This is a genomic window from Bacillus sp. EB106-04-02-XG92, from assembly GCF_058791995.1.
Map to the genome: position 1 here is coordinate 1 of NZ_JBYTEA010000020.1, position 14,058 is coordinate 14,058.

Below are 14,058 nucleotides of genomic sequence, written 5' to 3' on the forward strand. Positions count from 1 at the left end.
TATTAGGCACGCCGCCAGCGTTCATCCTGAGCCAGGATCAAACTCTCCAATAAAGTTAGTTTGTCTAGCATCTAAAATAAAAATTGACGTTTCACGTTGTTTGTTTCGTTCAGTTTTCAAAGAACTACTTGGTCGCTCATTTGCGACTTCCTTATGTTAACATCTTCATTTTTCAATGTCAACTAAGTTTTTCATTTTCTTTTTTGTCGTTTTCTGCGTTTCCGCATCAGCGACGTTTATTAATTTATCATATAATAACTATTAACGTCAATACTTTTTAATAAAAAATTCTTTTTCTTACATAACGAATACATTCCTCTGCATTAGCGACTCTTCGAAACAAACAAAAAATGATTTTATATCTCTCTTCCATCGCTTTTTTTACAACATCATGAATACGTTCATCTTCAAAATCAAATAAAAGTTCTTCTAACTCTCTCTTCAGTATGTATTCCATTTCTTTTTTCTCTTCTTTCGTTAACATAAACCCAAGCAACTCATCACCTCAGTCATTTCTTACAGAGCAATTAACGTTCCACTCATTTTCTTCTATCATCCATTATATCCACTACTTACGATATTAATCCCTTGTTCTCTTTTTTATATTTACCGCATATATGTAACTGAAAAGGATTGGACAAAGGGGCGTAATATTATGTTTTTCTTTTTTATTACGAGTAAAAGAAACTTTAAACACATTAGCTTAATAGTGATACTTTCCTTATTTACAGCATGGCTACTCTTTTTAAAAACATATTCACACGAATCAGCTTTTTCAACTGCTACAGGACCTAAAGTCATTTACAAAGGCGACACCTCAAAAAAACAAGTTGCATTTACGTTTGATATTAGTTGGGGAGACAAAAAAGCAATTCCAATCCTTGATACACTTAAAGAAAGAGATATTAAGAATGCAACTTTCTTCCTTTCTGCTGCATGGGCAGAAAGACACCCTGATGTTGTTGAGCGCATCATAAAAGATGGACATGAAATCGGTAGTATGGGGTACAATTACACGTCCTACACTTCTCTAGAGACAAATGAAATACGAAGAGATCTTTTGCGAGCACAAGATGTGTTTACAAAACTTGGTGTGAAACAAATCAAACTGTTACGTCCACCTAGTGGAGACTTTAACAAAGCAACACTTAAAATAGCAGAATCACTCGGATACACTGTCGTTCATTGGAGTAATAACTCAAACGACTGGAAAAACCCTGGCGTAAACAATATCGTTTCCACCGTCTCTAATAATTTAAAAGGTGGAGATATCGTCTTATTACACGCATCCGATTCTGCCCTTCAAACAAATAAAGCATTACCACTGCTTCTGCAAAAATTAAAGAGTGACGGCTATGAACAAATATCCGTATCACAACTTATTTCCAACACAAGTACGAAAAGTGAAGATGTACAATAATTTTTGACACATAAAAAGCTCTACTACCTTTCATTTAGGTAATAGAGCTTCTTTCATTCATACAACTCTCCTGCGTAAAATCTCTCTTAATTAGACCGACTTACTCGTCTTTCCAATTAAACGATGTAATATAAGTAACTGATATGCATTACATAATAAAAGTGGTATCACCATTAAATATAACCAATCTGTATCATTAATTCGAAGAGCTGGTACCCACTCAAGAATCGTTACAACAACCATAAAGAACAAAGCGGGCACGAATGCCTTTTTGTTCGTTTCTTTACTTTTTATATAAGCAACAATGGCACCAAACACAAATAATACACCTGCAACAAGTATATTATTTCCTAATGAAACTTCCCCATTTGCAATCAATACAGATCTTAGATACACGAAATCAAATAAAACGAATGCAATAAAGAAGAGCTGCACTGTATTCCATAAGGAAGGTGACCTGAACATCCCTAGCCCAAAACGATGGATTGTTAAATAGGCAAAGAACCCCATTTGACTAATAACACTAAAAATGAATCCTACGCCCATCAACCAGAAGGAAACTGCTAAAATCTCCTTCCCGTCGAAATTTTGAAAAAATTTAGCGTACTTGTCCCATTCTAAAACAAACCCAATAATGACCGTACTAATCCCACCAAGAAACAACGTCGTAAAAAATAGTCGTACCCACTTGCGGCTATTCACAACACATCCCCCATTATCCTTATATTTCTAATCAAATTGTATCAATGACAATTTCAAAAAGCTAGCCATGTTCATGTATAAATTCCTTAAAGATATTTATATTAAAAAGAGAGAACTGTGCTGAAAGGAGTTCCAACTTATGAAACGGATGCTGCTCGTTTTGACTTCTTCTTTTCTATTTTTTGTACTTGTAGCATGTGCACAAGAAAAAGAAGCAAAGTCCGAACTTGATTATGATCAAACGAAGAAAATGATTGTTGATATTTTAAAAACCGATCAAGGTAAGAAAGCCATTCAAGATGTGTTAACTGATGAAAAAATGAAACAAGCACTCATACTAGATGAAACAGTAGTAAAGAAAACGATTGAAGATGCAATGGTATCCGACAAAGGGCAACAATTCTGGGAAAAGCTCTTTAAAGACCCTGAGTTCTCATCGAAATTCGCTAAAAGTATGGGAAAAGAACAAACAGCCTTAATGAAAACATTACTAAAAGACCCTGAATACCAAGCAGGCGTTATAGAAATTATGAAAAACCCTGAAGTAGAAAAAATGATGCTACAAACGATGAAGAGCAAAGAATACCGCCAATATTTACAACAAGTACTAACAGAAACTGCCGAAAGCCCACTCTTCCAAGCTAAGATGATAGATATTATTAGTAAAGGTGTACAAAAGGCTGAAAAAAGTGGTTCTGATAAAAAAGAAGCAGGCGGTGAAGGTGGTTCTCAAGATAGTAAAAAGGAACAGCAGTAATTATAGTTATAGTAATGAGTGGACAATATATGTATCGTCCACTCATTATTATTTTATTTTTGCGCAACAGCTGTTTTATCAATTACCGTCTCAGCTATCGTGCGATAAATAAGACCTGTCGTATGTGTATCCTCGTATACTGACGGCGCAAAGTCTTCTTTATTCCAATCAGGTTGTTGAAGCGGGATTCGGCCAAGTACTTCTGTTTGAAGTTCTGTAGCTAATTTATCTCCTCCCCCTCTTCCGAACACATATTCTTTTTCACCAGTTGTTTTACTTTCGAAATACGCCATATTTTCAACAACACCAAGAATACTATGTTCTGTACGTAAAGCCATAGCTCCAGCACGCGCTGCTACAAATGCCGCTGTTGGATGTGGCGTTGTGACAATAATCTCTTTACAAGCTGGCAACATCGAATGTAAATCTAACGCAACATCACCTGTACCCGGTGGTAAATCTAAAACTAAATAGTCTAAATCTCCCCACTCTACTTCTGTAAAGAAATGATTTAACATTTTCCCAAGCATAGGCCCTCTCCAAATAACCGGTGCATTATCCTCTACAAAGAACCCCATTGAGATTACCTTTACACCTAGGCGTTCCACTGGGATTATTCTATCTCCTCTTACAACAGGACGTTTTTCTATCCCCATCATATCCGGTACACTAAAACCATAAATATCAGCATCAATGATACCAACCTTTTTCCCTAGACGAGCTAAAGCAATAGCAAGGTTAACAGAAACTGTTGATTTTCCAACTCCACCTTTTCCACTCGCCACTGCTAAAAATGTCGTTTTTGAATTTGGTGACAATAAAGATTCCGTTTGTCCCTCTTCCTGTTCTGGTGCAAACTGAGATAATTCTTCTTCTGTAAATTCTGCAAAGCGAAGCCCTACTGTTGCTGCCCCTAGTTCTTTTACTAACTTTACAATTCCAGATTGCAATTGCATTTGTTCCGCTGTACCGGTTTTTACGATTGCAATTTTAACACTTACATGTTCCTTCTCAGGCTTAACTGTTACCTCTTTAATTGCCCCTGTTTCTTTTAACGTTTTATGTAAAAATGGATCTACAATCCCTTCTAACGCTTCAACTACTTGCTCTTTCGTTACCATAATTAGCCCAGCCCCCTGTATGAAAAATAACGTAATGTTAATTTAATGTCTCTTTTTATCCTCGAAATAAATGCGTTTACATTTCCAGTATAACATATTTTCGGAAAACTTCGTTAACGAGAGAACCGCAAAAAAATCCTCCTTATTCTGGAGGATTTCCTTTTTCGGTGAAATAACGTAATATACCACGATATACCGCAGCGGCTACCTTTTGCTGATATTTCTCCGAATTTAACATATATCTTTCATTTACATTCGATAAAAATCCAGCTTCAATTAAAGCGCCTGGTGTTTTCGCATACTTTAATAAATACACATGAGAAATTGTTTTAGCAGAACGATTCGTATTCTCTAAACTCGTTCTCAATTCAGCTTGTATAAATTTCGCAGCACGTTCATTTTCAATCGAAGAACGATAATAGAACGTTTGTGCGCCTTTCGATCCACTACTAGTTAAAGCGTTTAAATGAATACTCGCAAAAAAGTCTACATCAGGTTTATTAATAATCTCTACACGCTTTTTTAAATCCTCTGCTTTACGTCTACTATATGATTTTGTATCTTTCTGGGCTAAATCATAATCTCCATCTCTCGTTAAAATAACTAGCGCACCCTGCTCTTGCAAATAATCTTGCACCTTCTTTGTAATTTCAAGCGTAATATCCTTTTCTACAATATCCTTTCCCCCAACTGCTCCTCCGTCTGGTCCACCATGCCCAGCATCTAATACAATTACTTTCCCTGATAAGGGTAAATTCCAAGCTCGCCACGATTTTGTAATTTGAAACTCTTGTTTGACTAAAAAAAACAAAACAACCGCAGCGAGTGCAAAAGAGATAATTCGAATTCTCTTCATACCTTTCCTCCTCCAGCTAGTCCCTCTAATTACTTATATGGGACAAGAGGAAAGTTTATGCTTGTCTTAATGAAGCTTTAATCGATATCTTCTTTCACCTTTTTCATATCCTTCCTGCCACCATAAGCCGATAAACTGCTGGCAAGATTCAAAAAGCAATTCCTCATCTTGTAACTTAATTTCACGCATAGTCATGCTCGCTAAAAATTGAAATAGCGTTTCCGTTAATTGTTGCTCTTCTTCTAAGGCTCTATATTTCACATCAAAGAACGATTCACCATAATAACCAAATTTACTATATCTCGCTCCTAATAAATACGATTCTATTCCTAATTCAATACAGTAATCTTCATACTGCCGATGAAGTTCCTGCATCTGAAAGGCATCTCTAATATTTGAACGTAATGTTTTTAATGATAATTCTCGCAGCATCTTCCGTTCATATTTCAACTGCTTTTCTTTTTGTTTTTCTTGTAAGCTGACAATGACATTCATAGTACTTATAAACCTCCCTAATACGTATTAGTCTAAACTTCTAAAGAAGAAGCATACGCGAGAGGGTAGCACTAAAATATTCCAAACTACAAAAATTCCAAATGAGGAATGAAACATAAAAAACCCCAACCAAAATGGTTGGGGTTTGTAGTTCGCAAAAATTAACGTTTTGAGAACTGAGGTGCACGACGTGCGCCTTTAAGACCGTATTTTTTACGCTCTTTCATACGTGCGTCACGAGTTAATAGACCTGCACGTTTTAGTGTTAGACGGTATTCTGGATCAGCTTTTAATAAAGCGCGAGAAATACCGTGACGAATAGCACCAGCTTGACCAGTGTATCCACCACCATTTACGTTTACAAGTACATCGTAGTTACCTAAAGTTTCTGTTGCAACTAGAGGTTGTTTCACTACTTCACGTAATGCAGCAAATGGGATATAGTTTTCAAAATCACGACCGTTAATGATAACGCGTCCTTCGCCTGGAACTAGGCGTACGCGCGCTACTGAACTCTTACGACGTCCAGTGCCATAGTATTGAACCTGTGCCAAAGTAAGCCCTCCTTTAATTGATTATCCGCGAAGTTCGTAAACTTCTGGTTTTTGTGCTTGGTGTGGATGCTCTGCTCCAGCATACACGTTTAGTTTCTTAGAAACTTGACGGCCTAGGCGTCCTTTTGGAAGCATGCCTTTAATTGCAAGCTCTAACATTTGTACAGGGTAGTTTGTACGCATTTCAAGAGCTGTTCTTTGTTTAAGTCCACCTGGGTGGTTAGTGTGACGGTAGTAAATTTTATCGTTTAATTTATTACCTGTTAAATGAATTTTCTCAGCGTTAATAATAATTACATGATCACCCGTGTCAACGTGTGGTGTAAATGTAGGTTTGTTTTTACCACGTAAAATGGATGCTACTTCACTAGCAAGGCGACCTAAAGTTTGACCTTCAGCATCAACCACATACCATTTACGCTCAACTTCGTTAGCTTTTGCCATAAAAGTCGTACGCATGTGTTTCCCTCCTCGTTATCTTTTCCATAGAAAAAATCTATTGTTTATCTTAAACACGATTTCCTTCCGGGGCTAATCGTGGTTTTAGAAACAATACCATATGTTATGATATACTTTTGAGTTTCTAATGTCAAGCAAATGTTACACCAGGATTAGTTGTTATAGTTTACCTGCCATAAGTAAAGCCCATGACCAGGAGCCATCTTTCCAGCAAACTGACGATTTTGTTTCGCTAGAATCTCTGGAATGCTGTCTGGATCAAGCTTTCCTTGCCCTATGCTCAGTAACGTACCAACAATAATTCTGACCATATTATATAAAAATCCATTACCTACAAAACGAAAAATTAATTCATCATCTTGCTCAATTAGCTCAATTTCATAAATTGTTCTCACTTTATCTTTTTTGTCAGTTTTTGCCGAACAAAAAGAAGTGAAATCATGCGTTCCGATAAAATAAGGGATCGCTTTTCTTATAGAGTTTATTTCGAGTGGATATGGATATTGATATACGTAATTTCTACGGAATACATCCGCAGTCTTTGATAATAATACACGATAACGATATTCTTTTCTCTCAACACCGTAACGCGCATGAAATTCTTCTGTTTTTTTCTCTACATGCCTGATAACAATATCATCTGGCAACATTGTGTTTAATGCATTACTCCATTGCCACTCTTCAAGAGACAACGGTGTATCAAAGTGTATGACTTGTCCTTTAGCATGAACAGTAGAATCCGTTCTGCCCGATGCTTGAACACGAACAAGTTCTCCTTTATGCAATTTCTGTAAAGCTTTCTCTATCTCTTGTTGAACAGTACGATGCTGCGGCTGAATTTGATAACCACAAAAATGCATGCCATCATATGCAACCGTACATTTTATTCTATCCATTTCTCTATTCTCCATTACGATCGCACCCATACCAAAATACAAGCTAAACAGATTAAGCTTATAATCGTTACTGTATCGCTTGTTTTCCAGCGTAGTTGCCTAAATTTAGTACGTCCTTCGCCACTTTGATATCCACGAGCCTCCATAGCAATTGCTAAGTCCTCAGCACGCTTAAAAGCACTGATAAATAGAGGGACGAGTAATGAGATAATAGCTTTCATCCTATCTTTTATCGGTCCCCCAGCAAAATCAATACCACGTGACGCTTGTGCCTTCATTATTTTACTCGTTTCATCCATCAATGTCGGGATAAAACGAAGAGAAATTGACATCATTAATGCGATTTCATGAACAGGAACTTTTATACGCTTCAGCGGCTTTAATAACGTCTCCAAACCATCTGTAATCTCAATAGGTGTCGTCGTTAACGTTAATAATGTCGTCATTAAAATAATAACGAAGAATCGTATAGAAATGTATATCCCTTGCTCTAATCCTTTTTCATGTATCGAAAACCAACCAAGCTGGAATAGTACTTCTCCTTCTTTATTTGTAAAAATATGCAGGAAAAATGTAAAAAGAAAAATCCATAGAATTGGTTTTAAGCCCGAAAGTACATAACGAATCGGCACTTTTGCAAAAAATAAAGCAATGAGTGCATATAAAAATAAAAATCCATATGAAATCGCATTATTTGCTAAGAAAACAACAAATACATATAAAAAGACAATCAGCAGCTTCGTACGTGGATCAAGTTGATGAATAAGCGAATTCCCTGGAATATACCTTCCAATTATCAACTGCTGCATGATTCATGACCACCTTTTCGTAACACCTGCACAACTTCATGAGTAAGATCCTCTAAAGATAAGGTAGCCTTTGGGATTGAAATGCCAAACTTCTCTTCAATTGCACGTTTATACTTTAAAGACATAGGAAGATCCACGCCAATTTGCTCTAATTCATCAGCATGTGAAAACACTTCCTCTGCACTTCCTTGCAAAAAGACCGTTCCTTTATGCATGACTACAATCTGCTCCGCATACTTAGCAGCATCCTCCATATTATGCGTTACAAGAATAACCGTAAGACCTTTCTCCTTATGCAGCTTATAAAACATCTCCATAAGTTCATTCTGCCCTTTTGGATCTAGTCCTGCTGTAGGTTCATCTAATACAAGCACTTCGGGTTCCATCGCCAATACACCCGCTATCGCAACACGCCTCATTTGCCCACCACTTAACTCAAACGGTGAACGTGTTAACAGTTCTGGTTCTAACCCTACAAGTTCAATTGCCTCTCTTGCCTTTTGCTTCGCTTCTTCTACAGATACCCCAAAATTGGTAGGGCCGAAACAAATATCTTTCTCCACAGTCTCTTCAAACAACTGATGTTCTGGGAATTGAAAGACAACCCCTACCTTTTTACGTAGTGGCTTTAGCTTTTTTTCTTTCTTTCCTGCCGAAATGAAATGTTCACCAATTTGAACTGTGCCATGTGTCGGCTGCAATAAACCATTTAAATGTTGAATCATCGTCGACTTACCTGAACCAGTATGACCGATAATGGCATAATAGCCCCCACTTGGAAACGACACGTCTACATCATAAAGTGCGCGTCTTTCAAATGGAGTTTTATATTGATAACGATGTTCTACTTTTTGGAATGTAATCTCCAAAGTTCGTTCACCAAGCTTTCCATTGTAAGATGCGTATTTTGCAAGAGAATTTCATTTCTTTTTAATAATTCTGCTATTTTCACTGAAAATGGTACATCTAATCCAATTTCTTGGAGCATATGAGAGGATTTGAAAATTTGTTCTGGAGTCCCTTCCTCTAATATTTCTCCCTTATTTAAAATAATGACACGGTCTGATTGTGCCGCTTCTTCTAAATCGTGCGTAATTGATAACACGGTAATACCTTTTTGATTAACAAGTTGTCTAACCGTTTCTACTACTTCACGTCTCCCTTGGGGGTCTAGCATTGACGTTGCTTCATCTAATATCAAAATAGATGGCTGAAGTGCTAAAACGCCTGCTATTGCCACTCGCTGCTTTTGCCCGCCAGATAACGAATGAGGTTCATCATTAAGAAAATCTTCCATACGGACAAGTTTGAGGGCCTGATTTAATCTTTCTACCATTTGCTCTCTTGGCATTCCGATATTCTCTAAGCCAAAGACAACATCATCTTGCACTGTCGTTCCAACAAATTGATTATCTGGGTTTTGAAATACCATCCCAATTTGTTTTCGAACATCCCATACCGTTTCCTCTGATAAAACCATTGTATTATTTACTGTAATAGTCCCTGCTTCCGGCAAAAACAAACCATTCAATAATTTTGCAAGTGTAGACTTCCCTGAACCGTTTTGTCCAATAACAGATACCCATTCTCCCTCATATAAGGAAAATGAAACATCTTTTAATGCATAAGTGGCTGCCCCAGGATATTGAAATGATATATTTTCTGTCCGAAGTTTCTCTTTTTTCAATACAAGGCACCCTTTCCTTCGCCAAGTTAGCCTATTTTTATATTTAAAAAAAAGGGCCATGACCAGTTTCTTGAAAAGAACTGTCCTGCCCTTTTAATTATCATTATACTAACTCGATAATTACCATTGGTGCTGCGTCTCCGCGACGTGGACCAATTTTTGCAATACGAGTGTATCCGCCTTGGCGCTCAGCATAGCGTGGAGCTACATCAGCGAATAATTTTTGAAGTGCATCTTGACCAGTCTCAGCGTTAGCTACTTCATTGCGAATGAAAGCTGCTGCTTGACGACGAGCATGAAGATCTCCGCGTTTACCTAAAGTGATCATTTTTTCCACTACAGAACGAAGTTCTTTTGCACGAGTTTCTGTCGTTTGGATGCGCTCGTTGATAATTAAATCAGTAGCTAAGTCACGTAACATAGCTTTACGTTGCGCACTTGTACGGCCTAATTTTCTGTATGCCATTCGTAGTTCCCTCCTTTGTTGATGGGTTTAAATCCTCAGTCGTCTTTACGTAAACCTAAACCTAATTCCTCAAGTTTATGTTTAACTTCTTCTAAGGATTTACGTCCTAAGTTACGAACTTTCATCATATCTTCTTCTGTTTTGTTCGCAAGCTCTTGTACAGTATTAATTCCTGCACGTTTAAGGCAATTATAAGAACGAACAGAAAGATCTAGTTCCTCGATAGTCATCTCAAGAACTTTCTCTTTTTGATCTTCTTCCTTCTCAACCATAATCTCAGCATTTTGTGCTTCATCAGTTAAACCAACAAAGATATTTAAATGCTCAGTTAAGATTTTGGCACCTAAAGAGATAGCTTCTTTTGGCCCGATGCTTCCATCCGTCCATACATCAAGCGTAAGCTTATCATAATTAGCCACTTGTCCGACACGTGTCTTTTCCACTTGGTAAGTCACACGTGATACTGGAGTATAAATAGAATCAATAGGAATTACTCCTATTGGTTGATCTTCGCTTTTATTTGCATCAGCTGGCGTATACCCACGGCCACGCTTTGCAGTTAAACGCACGCGGAAATGCGCATCTTTTGCTAACGTTGCAATGTGTAAATCTGGATTTAAGATTTCTACATCACTATCGTGAGTAATATCAGCAGCTGTGACAATACCTTCGCCCTGCACATCAATTTCCAACGTCTTCTCTTCTTCAGAGTAGATTTTAAGAGCTAACTTTTTCAAGTTTAAGATGATCGTTGTAACGTCTTCTACTACGCCCTCAACTGTTGAAAATTCATGTAATACGCCATCGATTTGGATAGCAGTAACAGCGGCACCAGGGAGTGAAGATAAAAGAATACGACGTAAGGAGTTACCCAACGTAGTACCATATCCACGCTCAAGCGGTTCAATTACGAATTTACCATATTTAGCATCTTCGTTAAGTTCAACCGTTTCGATTTTCGGCTTTTCGATTTCAATCATTAACTAAACCCTCCTTCAAAACGTCGAAACCCCGGTTAAACAAAGGTACAACCCCTGTCTAACCGAAAGTCCCCCTTAGGCAGTTCCCGATTGTGCACAACAAGCGATGTTTCTGTACGAAATTTCTCGATAATGCATCATATCCATTATAGACAAAAGGGAAAATTCTATACAGAAAAATTACACACGACGACGTTTTGGTGGACGACATCCATTATGAGGAACTGGAGTAACATCTCTAATTGCTGTTACTTCTAGACCTGCAGCTTGAAGAGCACGAATTGCAGCTTCACGACCAGCACCAGGACCTTTAACAGTAACCTCTAAAGTTTTTAAACCGTGTTCCATTGCAGCTTTAGCAGCAGTTTCAGCAGCCATTTGCGCAGCGAATGGAGTAGATTTACGAGATCCACGGAAACCAAGTGCACCAGCACTAGACCAAGAAAGTGCGTTACCGTGAGTATCTGTAAGTGTTACGATTGTGTTGTTGAAAGTAGAACGAATATGAGCTATACCAGCTTCGATATTCTTTTTCACACGTTTTTTACGAGTGTTTGTTTTACGTGCCATTGTTAGTTCAACCTCCTTTACTTATTATTTCTTTTTATTTGCTACTGTACGACGTGGACCTTTACGTGTACGAGCATTGTTTTTAGAATTTTGACCACGAACTGGTAAACCACGACGGTGACGAAGACCACGGTAAGAACCGATCTCCATTAGACGTTTAATGTTAAGAGATACTTCACGACGAAGGTCTCCCTCAACTTTAATACGATCGATGATATCACGGATACGTCCTAATTCGTCTTCCGTTAAATCACGAACTCGTGTTTCTTCAGAAATACCTGCTTCTGCAAGAATTTTTTCAGCAGTTGTGCGACCAATGCCGAATACGTAAGTTAAAGAAATAACAACGCGTTTGTCTCGAGGAATATCTACACCTGCGATACGTGCCATTACGAATGCACCTCCTTCTGATTAACCTTGTTTTTGTTTATGTTTAGGGTTTTCACAAATAACCATTACTTTTCCACGTCTACGAATAACTTTACATTTTTCGCAGATTGGTTTAACTGACGGTCTTACTTTCATGTCTCGAACCTCCTTAAAGATTACGGAGTGCTATATTATTTAAAACGGTACGTAATACGACCACGATTTAAATCGTACGGAGATAATTCTACCGTAACTTTGTCTCCTGGTAAAATACGAATGAAGTTCATACGGATTTTACCAGAAACGTGAGCCAATACGACATGCCCATTCTCTAATTCTACTTTGAACATAGCATTTGGCAACGTTTCAAGAACGGTACCTTCGACTTCAATTACATCATCTTTAGCCATTCAATAGTTCTCCCTTCTTCAAATCAGTAACATTTTACACTGCTCTGAAATCCCGGAGAGCCAGCTACTTATAAAGTGGTAAGGATTTCGTATCCTGCTTCTGTAAGAGCAATCGTGTGCTCAAAATGGGCACACCATTTACCATCTACCGTTACCACTGTCCAGTCATCAGATAGTGTTTTTACATATCGTCTTCCTTGATTCACCATCGGCTCAACACAGATGACCATTCCCGGCTTTAATCTAGGGCCTCTATTTGGTGGACCATAGTGCGGGATTTGAGGGTCCTCATGTAAGTCTTGCCCGATTCCGTGACCAACATACTCCCTAACGATCGAGAATCCATTCTCTTCAGCATGGGTTTGAACCGCATGTGAGATATTTGATAATCTTTCGCCTGGTTTTACTTGTTCTAGACCAAGATACAACGATTTTTCTGTGACATCAAGTAGCTTTTGAACAGATTCAGAAATGTTTCCAACTGGATACGTCCATGCAGAATCGCCATGGTACCCATTGTATTTCGCACCAATATCGATACTGATGATATCGCCCTCTTTGAGCTTGCGCTTCCCTGGAATTCCGTGTACAAGCTCTTCATTTACAGAAGCACATATGCTCCCCGGAAATCCGTTGTATCCTTTAAAAGATGGCGTAGCACCATATTTTTGAATCGTCTTTTCCGCTATTTGATCGAGCTCTTTCGTTGTAATTCCTGGAGTAATGTGCTGTTTCAACTCTTGATGAGTTAAAGCAACGATCCTGCCAGCTTCTCGCATGATTTCTATCTCGCGAGGAGTTTTGCAGATTATCATTACGCTAAGCCTCCGATGAGAACATCGATATCAGCAAATACTTTATTGATATCTTGCTCACCATTAATGCTTTGTAAGTAACCAAGCTCCTCGTAGAAATCAAGCAAAGGCTTTGTTTGCTTAATATTTACATCTAAACGATTTGCTACAGTTTCTTCATTGTCATCAGAGCGTTGATATAATTCGCCACCACATTTATCGCACACGTCAGCTTTTGCTGGCGCATTGAATTCTAAGTGGTAAGTCGCACCGCACTCTTTACAAATGCGACGGCCTGTAAGGCGTTTTAATAACAACCCTGAATCCACATTAATGTTTAAAACATAGTCGATTTTTTTGCCAAGATCTTTCATAATCTCTTCAAGAGCTGATGCTTGTGCAACAGTTCGTGGGAAACCGTCTAGTAAGAAGCCTTTTGCGCAGTCTTCTTGACTTAAACGTTCACGAACGATTCCGATTGTAACTTCATCTGGAACAAGTGCACCTTTATCAATAAAAGATTTTGCTTGTAAACCCATTTCAGTTTCAGCCTTCATAGCTGCACGGAACATATCTCCTGTTGAGATGTGAGGGATGTTATACTTGGCAACAATCTGTTCGGCTTGTGTACCTTTACCAGCACCAGGAAGCCCCATTAAAATTAAGTTCATCCTTGTTCCCCCTCAGAGTACATGAGCATGTAGGGAAGATAA

General features: G+C 38.1%; 21 protein-coding genes. 2 read left to right on the plus strand and 19 right to left on the minus strand.

Going from position 1 to position 14,058, the window contains the following annotated elements; translation table 11 throughout:
• Positions 1-277: 277 nt before the first annotated feature.
• Entirely contained in the window at positions 278-496 is a 219-nt protein-coding gene (locus tag AC3WVA_RS27320) for a hypothetical protein (RefSeq protein ID WP_029439134.1), read from the minus strand.
• Positions 497-655: 159 nt separating this feature from the next.
• Between AC3WVA_RS27320 and pdaB the strand changes: the two genes are divergently transcribed.
• Entirely contained in the window at positions 656-1,420 is a 765-nt protein-coding gene (gene pdaB, locus AC3WVA_RS27325; protein ID WP_098346203.1) for a polysaccharide deacetylase family sporulation protein PdaB, read from the plus strand.
• A gap of 90 nt (positions 1,421-1,510) precedes the next feature.
• Here pdaB and kbaA read toward each other — a convergent pair whose 3' ends face one another.
• Positions 1,511-2,122: a KinB signaling pathway activation protein KbaA gene (gene kbaA / locus AC3WVA_RS27330; RefSeq protein ID WP_048526375.1), complete on the minus strand. Its 612-nt coding sequence runs from the start codon at positions 2,120-2,122 to the stop codon at positions 1,511-1,513.
• Between the two features lie 139 nt (positions 2,123-2,261).
• On the opposite strand from kbaA, the gene gerD reads away from it, so the two are divergent.
• The gene (gene gerD, locus AC3WVA_RS27335; RefSeq protein ID WP_048526374.1) at positions 2,262-2,879 is read left to right on the plus strand and encodes a spore germination protein GerD; all 618 of its coding nucleotides are present in this window, start codon (positions 2,262-2,264) and stop codon (positions 2,877-2,879) included.
• A 53-nt stretch (positions 2,880-2,932) separates the two neighbouring features.
• Here gerD and AC3WVA_RS27340 read toward each other — a convergent pair whose 3' ends face one another.
• The 17 genes from AC3WVA_RS27340 to AC3WVA_RS27420 form a co-directional block, all read right to left on the minus strand.
• A complete protein-coding gene (locus AC3WVA_RS27340) occupies positions 2,933-4,000 on the minus strand; it encodes an Mrp/NBP35 family ATP-binding protein (RefSeq protein WP_048526373.1) in 1,068 nt (355 codons plus the stop codon).
• A gap of 142 nt (positions 4,001-4,142) precedes the next feature.
• On the minus strand, positions 4,143-4,856 hold the full coding sequence (cwlD, locus tag AC3WVA_RS27345; protein ID WP_060629217.1) for an N-acetylmuramoyl-L-alanine amidase CwlD: 714 nt from the start codon (positions 4,854-4,856) through the stop codon (positions 4,143-4,145).
• A gap of 66 nt (positions 4,857-4,922) precedes the next feature.
• A complete protein-coding gene (locus tag AC3WVA_RS27350; RefSeq protein ID WP_048526371.1) occupies positions 4,923-5,351 on the minus strand; it encodes a DUF2521 family protein in 429 nt (142 codons plus the stop codon).
• A gap of 161 nt (positions 5,352-5,512) precedes the next feature.
• Positions 5,513-5,905, minus strand: coding sequence for a 30S ribosomal protein S9 (gene rpsI / locus AC3WVA_RS27355; protein ID WP_000079986.1), 393 nt, complete (start codon positions 5,903-5,905; stop codon positions 5,513-5,515).
• Between the two features lie 21 nt (positions 5,906-5,926).
• The gene (rplM, locus tag AC3WVA_RS27360) at positions 5,927-6,364 is read right to left on the minus strand and encodes a 50S ribosomal protein L13 (RefSeq protein ID WP_001260793.1); all 438 of its coding nucleotides are present in this window, start codon (positions 6,362-6,364) and stop codon (positions 5,927-5,929) included.
• Positions 6,365-6,516: 152 nt separating this feature from the next.
• Positions 6,517-7,260: a tRNA pseudouridine(38-40) synthase TruA gene (gene truA, locus AC3WVA_RS27365; RefSeq protein WP_048526378.1), complete on the minus strand. Its 744-nt coding sequence runs from the start codon at positions 7,258-7,260 to the stop codon at positions 6,517-6,519.
• Between the two features lie 14 nt (positions 7,261-7,274).
• Positions 7,275-8,069 carry an energy-coupling factor transporter transmembrane component T family protein gene (locus AC3WVA_RS27370; protein WP_098346204.1) on the minus strand — a complete coding sequence of 265 codons (795 nt, stop codon included), beginning with the start codon at positions 8,067-8,069 and terminating at the stop codon, positions 7,275-7,277.
• A complete protein-coding gene (locus tag AC3WVA_RS27375; protein WP_098346205.1) occupies positions 8,057-8,938 on the minus strand; it encodes an energy-coupling factor ABC transporter ATP-binding protein in 882 nt (293 codons plus the stop codon). Before AC3WVA_RS27375 ends, AC3WVA_RS27370 begins: the two co-directional genes overlap by 13 nt.
• Positions 8,914-9,756: an energy-coupling factor ABC transporter ATP-binding protein gene (locus AC3WVA_RS27380; protein WP_492322341.1), complete on the minus strand. Its 843-nt coding sequence runs from the start codon at positions 9,754-9,756 to the stop codon at positions 8,914-8,916. Before AC3WVA_RS27380 ends, AC3WVA_RS27375 begins: the two co-directional genes overlap by 25 nt.
• A 103-nt stretch (positions 9,757-9,859) precedes the next feature.
• Positions 9,860-10,222 carry a 50S ribosomal protein L17 gene (rplQ, locus tag AC3WVA_RS27385; protein ID WP_000331490.1) on the minus strand — a complete coding sequence of 121 codons (363 nt, stop codon included), beginning with the start codon at positions 10,220-10,222 and terminating at the stop codon, positions 9,860-9,862.
• A gap of 35 nt (positions 10,223-10,257) precedes the next feature.
• Entirely contained in the window at positions 10,258-11,202 is a 945-nt protein-coding gene (locus AC3WVA_RS27390) for a DNA-directed RNA polymerase subunit alpha (protein ID WP_000569643.1), read from the minus strand.
• A 180-nt stretch (positions 11,203-11,382) separates the two neighbouring features.
• Positions 11,383-11,772, minus strand: a complete 390-nt coding sequence (rpsK, locus tag AC3WVA_RS27395; RefSeq protein ID WP_000101798.1) for a 30S ribosomal protein S11 — start codon at positions 11,770-11,772, stop codon at positions 11,383-11,385.
• A 24-nt stretch (positions 11,773-11,796) separates the two neighbouring features.
• Positions 11,797-12,162 carry a 30S ribosomal protein S13 gene (gene rpsM, locus AC3WVA_RS27400; RefSeq protein WP_000090788.1) on the minus strand — a complete coding sequence of 122 codons (366 nt, stop codon included), beginning with the start codon at positions 12,160-12,162 and terminating at the stop codon, positions 11,797-11,799.
• Positions 12,163-12,183: 21 nt separating this feature from the next.
• Positions 12,184-12,297, minus strand: coding sequence for a 50S ribosomal protein L36 (rpmJ, locus tag AC3WVA_RS27405; RefSeq protein ID WP_000868344.1), 114 nt, complete (start codon positions 12,295-12,297; stop codon positions 12,184-12,186).
• A gap of 35 nt (positions 12,298-12,332) precedes the next feature.
• A complete protein-coding gene (gene infA / locus AC3WVA_RS27410; protein WP_001029884.1) occupies positions 12,333-12,551 on the minus strand; it encodes a translation initiation factor IF-1 in 219 nt (72 codons plus the stop codon).
• Positions 12,552-12,619: 68 nt separating this feature from the next.
• The gene (gene map, locus AC3WVA_RS27415; protein WP_000582539.1) at positions 12,620-13,366 is read right to left on the minus strand and encodes a type I methionyl aminopeptidase; all 747 of its coding nucleotides are present in this window, start codon (positions 13,364-13,366) and stop codon (positions 12,620-12,622) included.
• Positions 13,366-14,016, minus strand: coding sequence for an adenylate kinase (locus AC3WVA_RS27420; RefSeq protein WP_048526368.1), 651 nt, complete (start codon positions 14,014-14,016; stop codon positions 13,366-13,368). The genes map and AC3WVA_RS27420 overlap by 1 nt, the downstream gene beginning before the upstream one ends.
• Between the last annotated feature and the right edge of the window lie 42 nt (positions 14,017-14,058).